18 protein-coding genes and 1 tRNA gene are annotated in these 17,277 nt (G+C 66.7%); 9 read left to right on the forward strand and 10 right to left on the reverse strand.

Annotated elements, in window-relative coordinates:
- From BGO22_RS17690 to BGO22_RS17730, 9 genes are all read right to left on the reverse strand, one after another.
- Window positions 1–218, reverse strand: a 218-nt coding sequence (locus tag BGO22_RS17690; protein ID WP_286852015.1) for a hypothetical protein, incomplete at its 3' end; no start/stop codon positions are given.
- A complete protein-coding gene (locus BGO22_RS17695; protein WP_286852017.1) occupies window positions 218–586 on the reverse strand; it encodes a DUF3467 domain-containing protein in 369 nt (122 codons plus the stop codon). The genes BGO22_RS17695 and BGO22_RS17690, both read right to left, overlap by 1 nt.
- A gap of 221 nt (window positions 587–807) precedes the next feature.
- Window positions 808–1,332 (reverse strand): hypothetical protein, encoded by a 525-nt coding sequence (locus tag BGO22_RS17700; RefSeq protein ID WP_286852018.1) that lies wholly within the window; start codon window positions 1,330–1,332, stop codon window positions 808–810.
- A 404-nt stretch (window positions 1,333–1,736) separates the two neighbouring features.
- Complete coding sequence (locus tag BGO22_RS17705; protein ID WP_286852020.1) at window positions 1,737–2,021, reverse strand: helix-turn-helix transcriptional regulator; 285 nt, start codon at window positions 2,019–2,021, stop codon at window positions 1,737–1,739.
- A gap of 123 nt (window positions 2,022–2,144) precedes the next feature.
- On the reverse strand, window positions 2,145–2,900 hold the full coding sequence (locus BGO22_RS17710) for a hypothetical protein (protein ID WP_286852021.1): 756 nt from the start codon (window positions 2,898–2,900) through the stop codon (window positions 2,145–2,147).
- Window positions 2,901–3,035: 135 nt separating this feature from the next.
- Window positions 3,036–3,125 (reverse strand) — tRNA-Ser (locus BGO22_RS17715).
- Between the two features lie 36 nt (window positions 3,126–3,161).
- A complete protein-coding gene (locus tag BGO22_RS17720) occupies window positions 3,162–3,557 on the reverse strand; it encodes a DUF2237 family protein (protein ID WP_070398633.1) in 396 nt (131 codons plus the stop codon).
- Window position 3,558: 1 nt separating this feature from the next.
- A complete protein-coding gene (locus BGO22_RS17725) occupies window positions 3,559–4,479 on the reverse strand; it encodes an SPFH domain-containing protein (protein ID WP_070398632.1) in 921 nt (306 codons plus the stop codon).
- Between the two features lie 47 nt (window positions 4,480–4,526).
- Entirely contained in the window at window positions 4,527–4,952 is a 426-nt protein-coding gene (locus BGO22_RS17730) for an NfeD family protein (protein ID WP_070398631.1), read from the reverse strand.
- A 125-nt stretch (window positions 4,953–5,077) separates the two neighbouring features.
- Here BGO22_RS17730 and BGO22_RS17735 point away from each other — a divergent pair, with 125 nt between their 5' ends.
- Entirely contained in the window at window positions 5,078–7,366 is a 2,289-nt protein-coding gene (locus BGO22_RS17735) for an arginine/lysine/ornithine decarboxylase (RefSeq protein ID WP_070398630.1), read from the forward strand.
- Window positions 7,367–7,434: 68 nt separating this feature from the next.
- On the opposite strand, the gene fabI is transcribed toward BGO22_RS17735, so the two are convergent.
- Window positions 7,435–8,226 (reverse strand): enoyl-ACP reductase FabI, encoded by a 792-nt coding sequence (gene fabI, locus BGO22_RS17740; protein WP_070398629.1) that lies wholly within the window; start codon window positions 8,224–8,226, stop codon window positions 7,435–7,437.
- Between the two features lie 38 nt (window positions 8,227–8,264).
- Between fabI and BGO22_RS17745 the strand changes: the two genes are divergently transcribed.
- From BGO22_RS17745 to nusA, 8 genes are all read left to right on the forward strand, one after another.
- Window positions 8,265–10,112, forward strand: coding sequence for an extracellular solute-binding protein (locus BGO22_RS17745; protein ID WP_070398628.1), 1,848 nt, complete (start codon window positions 8,265–8,267; stop codon window positions 10,110–10,112).
- Window positions 10,113–10,219: 107 nt separating this feature from the next.
- Window positions 10,220–11,245 carry a microcin C ABC transporter permease YejB gene (locus tag BGO22_RS17750; RefSeq protein ID WP_070398627.1) on the forward strand — a complete coding sequence of 342 codons (1,026 nt, stop codon included), beginning with the start codon at window positions 10,220–10,222 and terminating at the stop codon, window positions 11,243–11,245.
- On the forward strand, window positions 11,238–12,374 hold the full coding sequence (locus tag BGO22_RS17755; RefSeq protein ID WP_502686478.1) for an ABC transporter permease: 1,137 nt from the start codon (window positions 11,238–11,240) through the stop codon (window positions 12,372–12,374). The genes BGO22_RS17750 and BGO22_RS17755 overlap by 8 nt, the downstream gene beginning before the upstream one ends.
- Complete coding sequence (locus tag BGO22_RS17760; RefSeq protein ID WP_070398626.1) at window positions 12,371–13,975, forward strand: ABC transporter ATP-binding protein; 1,605 nt, start codon at window positions 12,371–12,373, stop codon at window positions 13,973–13,975. The genes BGO22_RS17755 and BGO22_RS17760 overlap by 4 nt, the downstream gene beginning before the upstream one ends.
- Window positions 13,976–14,025: 50 nt before the next feature.
- Window positions 14,026–14,772: a DUF2189 domain-containing protein gene (locus tag BGO22_RS17765; protein ID WP_070398625.1), complete on the forward strand. Its 747-nt coding sequence runs from the start codon at window positions 14,026–14,028 to the stop codon at window positions 14,770–14,772.
- A 6-nt stretch (window positions 14,773–14,778) separates the two neighbouring features.
- Complete coding sequence (locus BGO22_RS17770; protein WP_070398624.1) at window positions 14,779–15,003, forward strand: DUF2788 domain-containing protein; 225 nt, start codon at window positions 14,779–14,781, stop codon at window positions 15,001–15,003.
- 132 nt (window positions 15,004–15,135) lie between these two features.
- On the forward strand, window positions 15,136–15,735 hold the full coding sequence (gene rimP, locus BGO22_RS17775; protein WP_070398623.1) for a ribosome maturation factor RimP: 600 nt from the start codon (window positions 15,136–15,138) through the stop codon (window positions 15,733–15,735).
- Window positions 15,736–15,772: 37 nt separating this feature from the next.
- Window positions 15,773–17,272 (forward strand): transcription termination factor NusA, encoded by a 1,500-nt coding sequence (nusA, locus tag BGO22_RS17780; protein WP_070398622.1) that lies wholly within the window; start codon window positions 15,773–15,775, stop codon window positions 17,270–17,272.
- The last annotated feature ends 5 nt before the right edge of the window (window positions 17,273–17,277 follow it).

Genomic DNA, 17,277 nt, shown 5'->3' on the forward strand with positions numbered 1-17,277 from the left:
GTGCGGCTCACGAACATCACGTACTCTGGGTGCGTGGCGGTCGTTACCATGGTCGGATTGGATAGGGTCGCCTGGATGCTAGCCAGTCGTCCAACCACCTCAGGGTGGAAGGGTTGAATTTTCTCATTCCATGTGTTTTCCCACAGCGTCGCGCTCGGTACGGTGGGAAATGGCGTCTCGACGGTGAAAACCGCCTTGTGCCTAGGCCTTGCAGCCATTACTTGGACTTCTGGGTTGCAGCTCGGCGTTTCGTGGCTTGCTTCTTAGGCGCCACCTCAGTTGCCCTCATCTTCGTCTCAACGCGCTCAACGAATGAGGGATCGAGGCCGATTGAGCCCCAACGCTCTTCGTACTGCTTCACAGCATTCGCCAAAATGATGAGCAATTGCTTTGCTGCGGGTGGGCTCAAGCTGACGGCTGATGAGTACTCGGTTGCCGTTGCGATTTGCTTCCCCTCCTGATCGTACGCCTGCCGCGTTTGACCGAAGGCGATGGTCACATCCGTGTTGTTCATCGTCAATGCGAGCCGATTGGCAGCGGCTACCGGCGGGGCGGATGTTGCAGGCTGAGATGCTTGGTCGGACATGCCTTCCTCCTTGTTTGTCACAATATTTTACCAGTCCAGGAGGTAGCCGAGGGTTGGCGTTTTCCCCCGCCAATCCCAGGGCGCCACCGGCGCCTGATCGGCCCACAAGTCCGCGCATGATGCGCGTGCTACCTCAGCCGGCCGCGTGTTGGTAGTGCCGGGATAGTTAGTGACCCCGCGGCTTGGGCCGAGGCAGAAGGCGGCGCCGGGTGATTGAGCGCCTATTCCTTGATGAGCAAGCTCCAATCGTCATCGGTTGCTTCGACAACGATGTTGACGCCACATCCCTTCTGGCCATCGGCTCCCACCCAGTAGTTGAACAGGCGAGATCTGACACGGCCCTGGAAATTCGCGTAGTCGCCGTTGGCCGACATGATGTTCACGTAGTCCCCGACATTCGGGATCGGCGGCGGAGCGTCGTCTTCGCCCTCAATGCCGACGATGACCCCATCGTCGATGGGGCGCGACGCCCCCTTGGGCAGATACTGAAAATCGACTCCGTACTTCATGGACGCTCCCGGTGGGTTGATTGAGTCCGGAATGTAGCGGAGGTAGATGACCTCCCGCAGCGCCCCACCGTGCCGCGCAGCAGCAGGTGGGCCTGCTGCAGGTTGATCCGGTCGATCCTTTGCGTGGTCATGCGTAGCTTCAAACCTCGCTACGATGAAGAAAAAATTGCCCGCATAGCCAATATCGCCCATGACTGACAGATCCGACCCTCTCATCAATAGGATCGCTCGCTCCATGGGCGCAGCGGCTCGCACCCGCGAGGAGTTCGCTGCTTTTGTCGAAGGCAAGCAATTGCCTGAAATCAAGGCGCTACTGGCAAACGAGAAATTTTTCGGCGAAGCCAACACCGCAGCAATGCAATGGATTGCGGAGCAGGAGCACGCTACAGCGCGCGACGACTTCCACGCGATGCTCGACAGCTCTCGACGTGCAGCACAAGCCGCAGCTTCGTCTGCCCACTGGACAGCTTGCGCGGCAGTCGCTGCTGCCATCGGCGCGCTCGCAACAGCAGTGGGAGTACTTTTCCAGGTCTTTACCGTCGCACCCACACCGGCTGCGCCTACAGTCGCAACGTCTTCCCCGTCATCGCCTCCAGCAGTGTCTGCGCACTGCCCAGATGCTGCCGGATCTGCTTCAGGGATTAACCGTTTGCCTGCAACCAGCATCGAACCTCGTCGAAGCGCCATGCCGTGACCCGTGAACTGAGTTTGACCGGCTTCGGGAAGGCATCCTTGTTCACCCAGCGCCACAGCGTAGCGGGGGAGATTGGGAGCACCTCCAGTAAGCCGGCCTGCCGGATATACCCAGCCTGAGGCATTTCGACTTGCAGCGCCTGAAGCTTCTCAATCGGGGTGAGTGGCTTGTCAGTTTGGGCTGCGGCGGGGGTGCCCGCCAAGATGGCTTGCTTCAGTCGTTTCTGCATCATTGAGACTCCATGAGTTGAGGTGGAGCGGAGTCTCTTTGCAGTCATCGCGGGCGGAAACGAACCTGCTCCGCAGGTGCATCCATATGCGGCGCGACTGGGGCCATTTGCATGGCAGATGTGTGTCTATCCGGCTTTGCGCTTGTTTGCCGGCTTCCAGTTCGCAGCCTTCAACCATTCTTCGATTGCTCGACGGCTGAAGAAGGTGTTCTTAACCGGGTCTTGAACAAGGTTCTGCTCTATGTAGTCGATCGCAGCCCGCTTGGTTGCGAACGGCTGAGAGTTGGCCATATCGATCGCGGTTGCTCTCTTGTGCGCAATCGCGTCGTGTCTCGCCCGCGCTGCTGCCGTGCCGCGCCTTGAGCCTTCAAGCATTGACGCCCTCAGTGAATGTGCAATCTGTAGCGCTCGCGTCGCCTCTATCGCGTATCCGCCTGCATCGTTGTAGGCCAGTGCCTGAATGGGGAAGTCATCGATCTTGTCCAAGTATGCGAGGCACTCTCGCATTGAGAGTGCAGCGAACACTGCATAGCGCTCCCACCGAGCTGTCTTCGTACTGTGATGGTCCCAGTTCCACTGCGGCTCTCTCGCTGCAAACAGGCCAAGCTGGCTTGGCCTGTTGACGAGATAAGGGAATGGCGTTCCTTCCGACCGAGACGGGTTGTTCTGCAGAAGTAGACCTTGCCACTCCTCGTCGCTGGCGGAAGGGCTGGACTGGAGCAACTGCACGACCTGACCTGCCACGTCATTCAGCCAAGCCGCATCTTGGTGGCCTAGAAGTGACGCTATCTCAAGATGAACTTGGGATGCCCAGCCGAAGAAGGCGCCGGTGTAGGTTTTGGCGAGCGGTGCGCCGCTTTCAAAGGGAGTGCTGAATGCCATGGAGCCACATTGGCGTTGGCGCGCCACCACAACTTGCCGGCTCTAGACTGTCTCGCTAGGTCTTATGCGGGATGGCACCTGGGATGGTGCATTTTGGTTTGAACCCCGCTGGAAGCCGCATAAATGCTAGGGGGTTGGCGGAGAGGGCGGGATTCGAACCCGCGGTGGGGATTAACCCACACACGCTTTCCAGGCGTGCGACTTAAACCGCTCATCCACCTCTCCGCGAAGCGCGGGATTGTAGCTCACTCGCGCGCGGGCTCAGCCGGTGTGGCTGCCGTCCTCGGCCTTGCGCCAGGCGTGGCGTTGCAGCACCTCCAGCGAGACGTGCTGCAAGGCGTTCTGGTGCGTGGCCTCGAGCACCACGGGCGGGGCCACGCCGGCCTGCAGCGCCTCCAGCCAGCGGCTCACGCACAGGCACCAGCGGTCGCCAGCCTTGAGGCCCGCGAAGCGCTGCTCGGGCCGGGGCGTGGCGAGGTCGTTGCCACGCTGGCTGGAGAAGTCGAGGAACTCGCGCGTGACGCGCGCACAGACCACGTGCGTGCCTTCGTCGTCGGCGCCGGTGTGGCAGCAGCCGTCGCGGTAGAAGCCGGTCAGCGGGTCGAACGAGCAGGCTTGCAGCTCGCCGCCCAGCACGTTGTGCGCGAGGTCGTCCATGTCAGGCCCCTGTGGGCTTGCCCGTCTGCACCATCTTCATGGCCGAGCCGATCAGGGCCGAGACCTCGGTCATGTTGCTCGGCACGATGAGCGTGGTGGTGGCGTCGGCCGCCACGCTGGCGTAGGCCTCGACGGCCTTCTCGGCCACCTTCAGCTGCACGGCCTCCTGGCCGCCGGGCTGGCGGATGGCCTCGGCCACCTGCCGGATCGCGCCGGCCGTGGCCTCGGCCACGGCGAGGATGGCGGCCGCCTCGCCCTGGGCCTTGTTGATCTCGGCCTGTTTCTCGCCCTCGGAGCGCGCGATGAAGGCCTCGCGCTCGCCGGTGGCGATGTTGATCTGCTCCTGGCGGCGGCCTTCGGAGGCAGCGATCAGGGCGCGCTTCTCGCGCTCGGCCGTGATCTGGGCCTGCATGGCGCGCAGGATTTCGGCCGGCGGCGTCAGGTCCTTGATCTCGTAGCGCAGCACCTTCACGCCCCAGTTGAGCGCGGCCTCGTCGATGGCCGAGACCACCTGCGCGTTGATCATGTCGCGCTCCTCGAAGGTCTTGTCGAGTTCGAGCTTGCCGATGACCGAGCGCAGCGAGGTCTGCGCCAGCTGCGTGACCGCGACGATGTAGTTGGACGAGCCGTAGCTCGCGCGCATGGGATCGGTCACCTGGAAGTAGAGGATGCCGTCCACCTGGAGCTGGGTGTTGTCGCGCGTGATGCAGACCTGGCTGGGCACGTCCAACGGGATTTCCTTCAGGCTGTGCTTGTAGGCCACCTTGTCGATGAAGGGCACGATGATGTTCAGGCCGGGCGCGAGCGAGGCGTGGTACTTGCCCAGGCGTTCGATCACCCAGGCGGTCTGCTGCGGCACGATCTTGACGGCGCGCGTGACGAAGATCGCGGCGACGACGATGAGCAGGATGGCGATTTCCATGGTCGGGTCTTGTTCTTTCTATGGAGCGGTTGCAGGGCGGCCTGGACTCAGGCCTTCTCGACGAGCAGGCGGTTGCCCACGAGTTCGGTGACGCGGTAGGCGCCGGGTGTGGGCGCGTTGCCGGGTCGCTGGATCACGGTCCAGGCGGCGCCGCGGTATTTGACCGTGGCCGTGCCGTCGTTGTTCCACTGCTCGACGTGAATGACCTCGCCGATGTCGAGGTTGACGCTGCGCAGGCTGCGCACCGAAGGATCGCCGGGCCGGCGGCGCGAGTGCCAGTGCCATCCCGCCACCGCGGCCGCGCCCACCAGGGCGGCCACCACCAGCTGTCCCGTCAGGGGCAGCCCCAGGTGCGCGGCGATGGCGCCGGCCGCGGCGCCCAGCGCCAGCATGAGCAAGTAGAACGTGCCGGTGAGCAGCTCGGCGCCCACGAGCACGCCCGCCAGCAGCCACCACCAGGTCGAATCGGCCATGTGCCTTGTCCTCCATGTAGCGGTCCCCCGTCGGGACCGCTTCGCATTCTGCGCCAATCCAGGCCCGACAAGGCCGGACGGACATGCGTTTTCCGTACACTTGCGCGCTTCGCCAGGAGAGCCGCATGAAGTTCCGTTTCCCCATCGTCATCATCGACGAGGATTTCCGCTCCGAGAACACCTCGGGCCTGGGCATTCGCGCGCTCGCGCAGGCCATCGAAAGCGAGGGCATGGAGGTCGTGGGCGTCACGAGCTATGGCGACCTGTCGCAGTTCGCGCAGCAGCAAAGCCGCGCCAGCGCCTTCATTCTGTCCATCGACGACGAGGAGTTCAGCCAGGGGCCGGACCTCGACCCCGCGGTGCTGAACCTGCGCAACTTCATCGAAGAGGTGCGCCGCAAGAACGCCGACGTGCCGATCTATATCTACGGCGAGACCAAGACCAGCCGGCACCTGCCCAACGACGTGCTGCGCGAGCTCCACGGCTTCATCCACATGTTCGAGGACACGCCCGAGTTCGTGGCGCGCCACATCATCCGCGAGGCCAAGAGCTACCTCGAAGGTATTCAGCCGCCGTTCTTCAAGGCCCTGCTGGACTACGCCGAGGACGGCTCCTATTCCTGGCACTGCCCGGGCCATTCGGGTGGCGTGGCCTTCCTCAAGAGTCCCGTGGGCCAGATGTTCCACCAGTTCTTCGGCGAGAACATGCTGCGCTCGGACGTGTGCAACGCGGTCGAAGAGCTGGGCCAGCTGCTCGACCACAACGGCGCCATCGGCGCCAGCGAGCGCAACGCGGCGCGCATCTTCAACGCCGACCACTGCTTCTTCGTCACCAACGGCACCAGCACCAGCAACAAGATGGTCTGGCACCACACGGTGGCCCCGGGCGACGTGGTGGTGGTGGACCGCAACTGCCACAAGTCCATCCTCCACAGCATCATCATGACGGGCGCCGTCCCCGTCTTCCTCAAGCCCACGCGCAACCACTACGGCATCATCGGCCCGATCCCGCAGAGCGAGTTCGAGATCGAGGCCATCCAGGCCAAGATCCGCGCCAACCCGCTGCTCAAGGGCGTGGACGCCGCCGCCGTCAAGCCGCGCATCCTCACCCTCACGCAGAGCACCTACGACGGCGTGCTCTACAACACCGAGGCCATCAAGCAGATGCTGGACGGCTACGTCGGCAACCTGCACTTCGACGAAGCCTGGCTGCCGCACGCGGCCTTCCATCCCTTCTATGGCAACTACCACGCCATGGGCAAGAAGCGCGCGCGGCCCATGGAGTCGGTGGTGTACGCCACCCAGTCCATCCACAAGCTGCTGGCCGGCATCAGCCAGGCCAGCCATGTGCTGGTGCAGGACTCGCAGAACGTCAAGCTCGACCGGCACCTGTTCAATGAGTCCTACCTGATGCACACCAGCACCAGCCCGCAGTATGCGATCATCGCGAGTTGCGACGTGGCCGCGGCCATGATGGAGCCGCCCGGTGGCCGCGCGCTGGTCGAGGAAAGCCTGCTGGAGGCGCTGGACTTCCGCCGCGCCATGCGCAAGGTCGAGGACGACTTCGGCGCCGACGACTGGTGGTTCAAGGTCTGGGGCCCGGACCGCCTGGCCGACGAGGGCGTGGGCGAGGCCAAGGACTGGGTGCTCAACCGCCGCCGCGACGACGCCGCCGAGCACCACACCGAGCGCGACTGGCACGGCTTCGGCGACATGGCGCCGGGCTTCAACATGCTGGACCCGATCAAGGCCACCATCGTCACGCCCGGCCTCAACATGGACGGCAGCTTCGGCGAGACCGGCATCCCCGCGTCCATCGTCACCAAGTTCCTGGCCGAGCACGGCGTGGTGGTGGAGAAGACCGGCCTCTACAGCTTCTTCATCATGTTCACCATCGGCATCACCAAGGGCCGCTGGAACACGCTGCTCACGGCGCTGCAGCAATTCAAGGACGACTACGAGAAGAACCAGCCGATGTGGCGCATCATGCCGGAGTTCTGCGCCAAGCAGCCGCGCTACGAGCAGATGGGCCTGCGCGACCTGTGCCAGCACGTGCACGCGCTCTACGCCAAGTACGACATCGCGCGCCTGACCACCGAGATGTACCTGAGCGACCTCACGCCGGCCATGAAGCCCAGCGAGGCCTTCGCCCACATCGCCCAGCGCACCACCGAGCGTGTGCCCATCGACGAGCTGGAGGGCCGCATCACCACCAGCTTGGTGACGCCGTACCCGCCGGGCATCCCGCTGCTGATCCCGGGCGAGGTGTTCAACCGCAAGATCGTTGACTACCTCAAGTTCAACCGCGAGTTCGCGCGCGAGTGCCCGGGTTTCGAGACCGACATCCACGGCCTGGTGGAGACCGTGGGCGAGGACGGCCGCAAGGCCTATTTCGCGGACTGCGTGAAGGCCTGAGCGGCCCGCGCGCATCCAGCAAAAAGGCCCTGCGCTGCAGGGCCTTTTTTGTGGCTGAGGCCCGGGGGTCAGGCTTCGGCGTTGGCCGAGTCGCCCACCACGTGGCTGAAGCCGCCGTCGACGTAGATGATTTCGCCCGTGATGCCCGAGGACAGGTCGGACAACAGGAAGGCCGAGGCATTGCCTACGTCCTCGATGGTGACGTTGCGGCGCAGTGGCGACACGGTGGACACCAGGTTCATGAGCTTGCCGAAGCCCTTGATGCCGCTGGCGGCCAGGGTCTTGATGGGGCCGGCGCTCACGCCGTTGACGCGCATGCCCTTGGGCCCCAGGGATTCGGCCAGGTAGCGCACCGAGGCCTCCAGGCTGGCCTTGGCCAGGCCCATGGTGTTGTAGTTGGGCACGCAGCGCTCGGCGCCCAGGTAGCTCAGCGTGAGCAGGGCGGCGCGATCGTTGAGGTAGGGCAGGGCGGCCTTGGCCATGGCCGGGAAGCTGTAGGCGCTGATGTCGTGCGCGATCTTGAAGGCCTCGCGCGACAAACCCTCCAGGAAGTCGCCCGCGATGGCCTCGCGCGGCGCGAAACCGATGGCGTGCACGAAACCATCGAAGGTGGGCCAGGTCTGAGACAGGTCGCTGAACAGCTTCTCGATCTGGGCGTCGTCGCCCACGTCGCAGTCGAAGACCAGCGTGGAGCCGAAATCGGCGGCGAACTCGGTGATGCGGTCCTTGAAGCGCTCACCCACGTAACTGAAGGCCAGTTCAGCGCCTTGTTCGTGGCAGGCCTTGGCGATGCCGTAGGCGATGGAACGGTTGGACAGCACCCCAGTGATGAGCAGCTTCTTGCCAGCGAGAAAACCCATTGATCGGACTCCAGGAAAAAATCACGCAGAATTGTCGCATGCACGTCACGCCCCTTTCCTTGCTGCGCCGGCTGTGCCGCTGGGGCGTGGCGTGGACCCTGGGCCTGGCGGCGCCGGCGCTGTGGGCCGCGCACGGGTATGCGATCTGGGGCGAACTGAAGTACCCCGAGGGATTCACCCACTTCGATTACGTCAATCCGCAGGCGCCCAAGGGCGGCGAACTGCGCCTGGTGAGCAACCTGCGCGTCAGCAATTTCGACAAGTACAACCCGTTCACCCTGCGCGGTACCGCCCCGGCCTACCTCAGCGGCCTGATGTTCGATTCGCTGCTGACCGGGGCGCTGGACGAGACCGGGTCCGGCTACGGTCTGCTGGCCGATGACGTGCAGGCCGCGCCCGATGGCCTGTCCGTGGTGTTTCGGCTGCGCGACACGGCCAAGTTCCACAACGGCGACCCGGTGCTGGCCGCCGACGTGAAGTTCAGTTTCGACACCCTGTTGGGCCCTTACACCTCGCCGGCCTACAAGACCATCCTGGCGGACGTGGCGGGCCTGGACGTGCTCGGCGAGCGCACCGTGCGCTTCCGCTTCAAGCGGCCCAACCGCGAACTGCCGCTCACCGTCGGCGCCATACCCATCTTCAGCCGGCAGTGGGGCAATGAGACCGACCCCGCCACCGGCCAGCGCAAGACCTTCGACAAGGTCGTGATGGACCCGCCCATCGGCAGCGGCCCATACACCATCGGGCCGGTGAAGTTCGGACGCGACATCACCTATGTGCGCGACCCGGGCTACTGGGCACGCGACCTGCCGGTGCGCCGCGGCACGGCCAACTTCGACCGCATCTCGGTGAAGATCTACAAGGACAACACGGCGCGGCTGGAGGCGCTCAAGGCGGGCGAGTTCGACCTGATGCGCTTCTTCTCAGCCGGCGACTGGGCGCGCCGCGTCAATGGCCGCAAGTTCGACAGCGGCGAGCTGGTCAAGATCGAGCTGCCCCACAAGCTGCCCACGGGCTTCCAGAGCTACGTGCTCAATACCCGGCGCAAGCCGCTGGACGACATCCGCGTGCGCGAGGCCCTGGACCTGGCGGTGGACTACGAGTGGATGAACCGGCAGATGTTCTATGGCGCCTACCAGCGCGTGCGGGGCCTGTTCGGCAACACCGAGTGCGCGGCCGACGGCCCGCCCTCGCCCGAGGAGCTGGCGCTGCTCGAGCCCGGCCGCGCGCAGCTGCCGCCGGCCGTGTTCGGGCCCATGTATGCGCCGCCGCGCACCGACGGCGGGCAGTCGCTGCGCGACAACCTGCGAAAGGCCCAGGCGCTGTTGCGCGAGGCGGGCTGGACGGTACAGGACGGCGTGCTCAAGAACGCCCAGGGCGAGCCCTTGGTGCTGGAGTACCTCGACAGCAACGAGACCGGCGCGCGCGTGGTCTCGCCCTGGATCCGCAACCTGCAAAAGCTCGGCATCACGCTGCGCTTCCGGCCCGTCGACTTCGCGCTCTACCAGCAGCGCCTGCGCACCTTCGACTTCGACATCATTTCGATCGCCTTCCAGGGCACGACCAACCCCGGCGCCGAGTACGCCGACCTGTTCGGCAGCGAGGCCGCGAAAACGCCCGACACGGGCAACTACGCGGGCATCGCCAACCCGGTGGTGGACCGGCTCATCGGCCGCATGGTGGGCGCCAAGACCAAGCCCGATTTCCTCGCCGCCTGCCGCGCGCTGGACCGCGCGATCGCCCACAGCCACATCCTGATTCCGCAGTGGTCGGCGTCCACGCACCGCCTGGCCTACAACGCCTGGCGCCTTCAGCGCCCACCCGAAATGCCCCCGTACGCCACCGGCGAGGCCTGGGCCATCGACACCTGGTGGGCCAAACAATGAACACCCCCGCGCCGCGCTTCGCGCGTCACCCCCTCGAGAGGGCAACCGCTGCGGCCTGGCAAAGCCGGCGCCGCGGTGTTTCCCGCCTGGGCTTCTTCTGACGTCCTATGTGGGTCTACATCCTCAAACGCCTGCTGCTCATGCTGCCCACGCTGTTCGGCGTGCTGCTGATCACCTTCGTGGTGATCCAGTTCGTGCCCGGCGGCCCGGTGGAGCAGTACCTGGCCGAGGCCCGCGCCGCGGGCGGCACCGGCGCTGAAGGCGGGGCGCTGTACCGCGGCGGGCAGGGCGTGGACCCGCAGCGCATCGAGCAGATCAAGGCGCTCTATGGCTTCGACAAGCCCGCGCACCAGCGCTTCGTTGAGATGATCGGCCGCTTCGCGCGTTTCGACCTGGGCACCAGCTTCTTCCAGAACAAGCCGGTGTCCCAGCTCATCGCCGAGAAGCTGCCGGTGTCCATCAGCCTGGGGCTGTGGACCTTCCTCATCAGCTACGGCGTGGCCGTGCCGCTGGGCGTGGCCAAGGCGGTGCGCGCCGGCACGCGCTTCGACCTGGTCAGCACGCTGATCGTGCTCGTGGGCTACGCCATCCCGGGTTTCGTGCTGGGCGTGGCGCTGCTGGTCGTCTTCGGCGGACAGCTGCAATGGTTCCCGCTGCGCGGCCTCACCTCGGCCAACTGGGACGAACTGAGTTGGGGCGCGCGCATCGTGGACTACCTGTGGCACATCACCCTGCCGGTCACGGCCATGGTGCTGGGCAGCTTCGCCGTCATCGCCATGCTGACCAAGAACGCCTTCCTGGAAGAGATCCGCAAGCAGTACGTGATGACCGCCAGAGCCAAGGGCCTGGGCGAGCGCCAGGTGCTGTGGAAGCACGTGTTCCGCAATGCGCTGATCCCCATCGTCACGGGTTTCCCGGCCGCTTTCATCGGGGCCTTCTTCACCGGCGCGCTGCTCATCGAGACCCTGTTCTCGCTCGACGGCCTGGGCCTGCTGAGCTACGAGAGCGTGATCCGCCGCGACTACCCGGTGGTTCTGGGCACGCTGTTCCTGTTCACCCTGATCGGCCTGGTCACCAAGCTGATCTCCGACCTCTGCTACGTGTGGGTGGACCCGCGCGTGAAATATGACTAAGCCCCCCGCAACGCCCGCGCGCGGCGCGGACGTTTCCCCCCCTTCGGGGGGCGATGCGAGCGGCCCGGCCCAGCCGGTTGCGCCGCATCGCTCGCTGCCGCGGGCTTCTATCGGTCCCGGCCGGCGCGCCTGGCAGCGTTTCCGGCGCAACCGCCTGGGCTACTGGAGCCTGCTGGTGTTCTGCGCGCTGGTGGTGGCCAGCCTGTTCGCCGAGGTGCTGTCCAACGACCGGCCGCTGGTCGTGCGCTACGAGGGCAAGACATATTTCCCCATCGTGCAGGACCTGCCAGAGACCGTGTTCGGCGGCGACTTCCAGACCGCCACCGACTACCTCGACCCGTTCATCCGCGAGCAGATCACCCGGGACGGCAACTGGGCCCTCTACGCGCCCAACCCCTACGGCTCGCAGACCATCAACTACTTCGCGGAACAGCCCAATCCCTCGGGACCCAGCGCCGCCAACTGGCTGGGCACCGACGACCGCGGGCGCGACCTGCTGGCCCAGCTCATCTACGGTTTCCGCGTGAGCGTGCTGTTCGCGCTGGCGCTCACGGCCATCGGCGTGCTGCTGGGCGTGCTCACCGGCGCCATCCAGGGCTTCTTCGGCGGCAAGACGGACCTGGCCTTCCAGCGTTTCATCGAAATCTGGGGCGCCATGCCCGAGCTGTACCTGCTCATCATCTTCTCGGCCGTGTTCGCGCCCAGCGTGGGCCTGCTGCTGGTCCTGCTGAGCCTGTTCGGCTGGATGGGCCTGTCCGACTACGTGCGCGCCGAGTTCCTGCGCAACCGCCAGCTCGACTACGTGCGCGCCGCGCGGGCCATGGGCCTGAGCAACGTGCAGATCATGTGGCGCCACATCCTGCCCAACAGCCTGACGCCGGTGGTGACCTTCCTGCCATTTCGCATGAGCGCGGCCATCCTGGCGCTCACCTCGTTGGACTTCCTGGGCCTGGGCGTGCCGCCCGGCACGCCCTCGCTGGGCGAGCTGCTGAGCCAGGGCAAGAACAACATCGACGCCTGGTGGATCTCGCTGTCCACCTTCGGCGTGCTGGTGCTGACCCTGCTGCTGCTCACCTTCATGGGCGACGCGTTGCGCGATGCGCTCGATCCTCGAAAGGCCGACCGATGAGCGAACGACCGGCGCTGCTGGACGTGCAGGACCTGCGCATCGCCTTCGGCGGCCAGCCGGTGGTGCACGGCATTGGCTTTGCCATCGCCGAGGGCGAGAAGCTCGCGCTGGTGGGCGAGTCGGGTTCGGGCAAGACGGTGTCGGCGTTGTCGCTGCTCAGGCTGGTGGTCAACGCCGAGGTCTCGGGCCGGGCCCTGCTGGGTGGGCGCGACCTGCTCGCTCTGGGCGAGCGCGAGCTGCGCGGGGTGCGCGGCGACGAGGTGGCGGTCATCTTCCAGGAGCCCATGACCGCGCTCAACCCGCTCTACAGCGTGGGCAACCAGATCGGCGAGGTGCTGCAGCTCAAGCGCGGCCTGACGCCGCGCCAGGCGCGGGCCGGGGCGGTGGAGCTGCTGGCGTCCACCGGCATTCCCGAGCCCGAGCGCCGGGTCGACGCCTTTCCGCACCAGCTCAGCGGTGGCCAGCGCCAGCGCGCCATGATCGCCATGGCACTGGCCAGCCGGCCCAGGCTGCTGATCGCCGACGAACCCACCACCGCGCTGGACGTGAGCCTGCGCGGCCAGATCCTGGCGCTGCTGTCGGATCTGCAGCGCCAGCACGGCATGGCGGTGCTGCTCATCACGCACGACCTGCACCTGGTGCGCCGCTTCGCCGACCGCGTGGCGGTGATGGAGAAGGGCCATCTGGTGGAGCAGGGCGGCGTGACCGAGGTGTTTCAGCGCCCGCAGCACGCCTACACCCGCAAGCTGCTGGCCAGCCAGCCCGAGCGCGCCGTGGTCGAGCCCCCGGCCGGCGCCGCGCCGGTGATGCGCGCCGAGGGCCTGCGCGTGAGCTACCCCGTGCCCCTGCCGGGCTTCAAAGGCTGGTTCCGCAAGGGGGCGTTCACGGCGGTGCAGGGCGCCGACCTGGCCGTGCCCGCGGGTGGCACCCTTGGGGTGATTGGCGAATCGGGCTCGGGCAAGAGCACCCTGGCCCTGGCCGCGCTGGGCCTGCTGCCTTTCGAGGGCCGGCTGGATGTGGCCGGCAGCGACTGGGCCGAGGCCCGGCGCAACAAGCGCCTGCGCGAATTGCGCCAGCGCGTGCAGGTGGTGTTCCAGGACCCGTTCTCCTCGCTCTCGCCGCGACTCACCATCGAGCAGATCGTGGGCGAGGGGCTGGCGGTGCACCGGCCGGACCTGTCGGCCGCCGCGCGCCGCGAGCGCGTGAGCGCGCTGCTCGCCGAGGTGGGCCTGGTCGACGACCCGCAGCGCGGCGCCGATTGGCTGCAGCGTTACCCGCACGAGTTCTCTGGCGGCCAGCGCCAGCGCCTGGCCATCGCGCGCGCGCTCATCGTGGAGCCGCAGCTGCTGGTGCTCGACGAGCCCACCAGCGCGCTCGACGTGACCGTGCAGAAGCAGGTGCTGGCCCTGCTGCAGCGTCTGCAGCGCGACCGGGGCCTGAGCTTCCTGCTGATCACGCACGACGTGGACGTGATCCGCGCCATGGCGCACGAGGTCATCGTCATGAAGGACGGCGCCATCGTCGAGCGCAGCCCCGCACTGCAGGTGCTGGCCGCGCCCGCCCACCCCTACACGCGCCTGCTGGTGCAGGCCGCGGCTTGATCCAGGTCAGCCCCGCGCCGGCGCCCCCAGCCCAGAATCGCCCGCACGCCATGGCCGAGACGATCCCGCCCATCACCCCCCGTTCCTGCCTGCGCTGGCTCGCCCTGGGCTGGCGCGACCTCTGGGCCCAGCCGCTGCCGGGCCTGCTGCACGGCGCGCTGATCGCCGGCTTCGGCCTGCTGCTGCTGGCCCTGGCGCGCGACCGCTTCTGGCTGCTGGCGGGGGCGTTCTCGGGCTTCCTGATCGTCGCGCCCATCCTGGCCACCGGCCTGTACGTGGTGAGCCAGGCCCTGGCGGCCGGGCGCCGTGCTCCGCTGTCCGAGGTGCTGGGCCTGTGGCGCTCGGGCGATGGGCGGCTGGTGCGTTTCGGTCTGCTGCTGGCGCTGGCCGGCACCGGCTGGGTGCTCACCTCGGCCGGGCTGATCACCCTGGCCTCGCCGGTGCCGATCGAAAAACCCCTGGATTTCCTGCGTTACGTGGTGCTGGCGCCCGAGCCCGGGCTGTTCGAGGTCTGGCTGCTGCAGGGCGCCTTGCTGGCGGCGCCGGTCTATGCCAGCACCGTGGTGGCCCTGCCCATGCTGGTGGCCCGGCCGGTGCCGGTGCACACCGCCGTGGGCGCCAGCTGGCGCGCCGTGGCCAGCCACCCGCTCACGCTCACCCTGTGGGCGGTGCTGATTGCGGCGCTGGTGGCCCTGGGCATGGGGCTGGCCTTGCTCGGGCTGGTGGTGGCGATCCCCTGGCTGGCGCACGCCAGCTGGCACGCGGGGCGCGAGTTGCTGGCCGACGCGGAGCGTTGAGGCGCCATGGCCACCGGCACCCTGTGGGGCTTTACCGAGGCGCAGATCGCCCAGTTCGGCATGACCGTGGGCATCGGCGCCTTCATCCTCTACATGCTGTTCATCGTGTTCAACCTGGCCCGGGAGTCCAAGGCTGGGCGCTTCGGCACCTTCGTGCTGTTCATGGTGCTGTCCTTCGGCATGCTGGGTTTTCTGGCCAAGAGCGTGATCCAGTGGCTGCTGGGCATCTGAGCCTGGCTCGCAGCTTGCTAGGCCAGGTTTGGCGCGCTACAATGCGCGCTTCACGACCAAATGGGCGGGTACTTACCGGCCCTTTTTTTTTGGCCGGGCGGGAAACCGATGCCGGCCTGATGCATTTCAACCATGGGCTGGCAAGACACCGTCGCGCAAACCGTCACCGCGCTGGGCTTCGACCTGGTGGACCTGGAACGGTCCGCCGGCGGCCTGCTGCGCGTCACGGTGGATTGGCCCTGGCAGCCCCCGGCCGACGGCCAGCCCCGCCCGCCCGAGCGCTTCGTCACGGTGGAGGACTGCGAGCGCATCACCCGCCAGATGCAGTACGCGCTGGAGGTCGAGGGCACGGACTACCGGCGCCTGGAAGTCGGCTCGCCGGGCATCGACCGCCCGCTGCGCCATGAGAACGACTTCCTGCGCTTCGAAGGTCACGTGATCGACATCACGCTCAAGGCGCCGCTGGGCGCCAATGGCGCCGTGTCGGCCAACCGCAAGAAATTCCGCGGCACGCTGGAGCGCGCCGCCGACGGGCGCTGGCAGATCGTCTGGAGCGACGAGCCGCCGGTGAAGCCGGGCCAGCGCGTGAGCAAGAAGCGCGAGCCCGCGCCGCTGCAGGCGCTGGGCTTCACGCTCGACGAAATCGCTCAGGCGCGGCTGGCGCCGATCGTGAACTTCAAGGGCCGGGGCACTGCCGGCGAGGCGGGCGCCGAGCCGGCCGACAGAACATAACAACGGACCGTATTGGATTGGAAAGGTGGGCTGAACGATGAACCGCGAAATGTTGATGCTGATCGATGCCATCTCGCGCGAGAAGAACGTCGAGCGCGACGTGGTGCTCGGCGCGGTCGAGCAGGCGCTGGCTTCGGCCACCAAGAAGCTCTACAAGGGCGAGGTCGACATCCGCGTGGCGATGGACCCGGACACGGGCGCCTACGAAACCTTCCGCCGCTGGCTGGTGGTGCCCGATGAGGCCGGCCTGCAGAACCCCGACGCCGAGGAAATGCTGTCCGACGCGCGCGACGAGATCGCCGACATCGAAGAGGGCGACTACATCGAGAAGCCGGTGGAGAGCGTGCCCATCGGCCGCATCGGCGCCATGGCCGCCAAGCAGGTCATCCTGCAGAAGATCCGCGACGCCGAGCGCGAGATGCTGCTCAACGACTTCATGTCGCGCGGCGACAAGATCTTCGTCGGCACCGTCAAGCGCATGGACAAGGGCGACCTGATCGTCGAGAGCGGCCGCGTGGAAGGCCGCCTCAAGCGCGGCGAGATGATCCCCAAGGAGAACTTCCGCACCGGCGACCGCGTGCGCGCCATGATCATGGAAGTGGATCTCACGCTGCGCGGCGCGCCCATCCTGCTGTCGCGCTCGGCACCCGAGTTCATGATCGAGCTGTTCCGCCAGGAAGTGCCCGAGATCGAGCAGGGCCTGCTGGAGATCAAGAAGTGCGCCCGCGACGCCGGCTCGCGCGCCAAGATCGCCGTGCACAGCTTCGACAAGCGCATCGATCCCATCGGTACCTGCGTGGGCGTGCGCGGTTCGCGCGTCAACGCCGTCACCAACGAGCTCGCGGGCGAGCGCGTGGACATCGTGCTGTGGTCCGAGGACCCGGCACAGTTCGTGATCGGCGCGCTGGCGCCGGCCAACGTGGTCTCCATCGTGGTCGATGAAGAGCGCCACGCCATGGACGTGGTGGTGGACGAAGAGAACCTGGCCATCGCCATCGGCCGCGGCGGCCAGAACGTGCGCCTGGCCAGCGAGCTCACCGGCTGGCGCATCAACATCATGACGGCCGACGAATCGGCCCAGAAGCAGGCCGAGGAGGCCAGCTCGATCCGCACGCTGTTCATGTCCAAGCTGGACGTGGACCAGGAGATCGCCGACATCCTGATCGAGGAAGGTTTCACCAGCCTTGAGGAAGTGGCCTACGTGCCGCTGCAGGAGATGCTGGAGATCGAGTCCTTCGACGAAGACACGGTCAACGAGCTGCGCACCCGCGCCAAGGACGCGCTGCTGACCATGGAGATCGCCCGAGAGGAAAGCGTCGAGGAAGTCTCGCAGGACCTGCGCGACCTGAACGGCCTCACGCCCGAGCTGATCGCCAAGCTGGCCGAGGCCGGCATCCATACCCGCGACGACCTGGCCGATCTCGCGACGGACGAACTCACCGAGATCACGGGCCAGTCGGAAGCGCAAGCCACCGAGCTGATCATGCAGGCGCGCGCGCACTGGTTCACCGGTGACGAAACGCAGTCCCCGTCCTGATCACC

Origin of the sequence: Hydrogenophaga sp. 70-12 (genome assembly GCF_001897365.1) — a bacterium.
GTDB lineage: Bacteria > Pseudomonadota > Gammaproteobacteria > Burkholderiales > Burkholderiaceae_C > Hydrogenophaga > Hydrogenophaga borbori.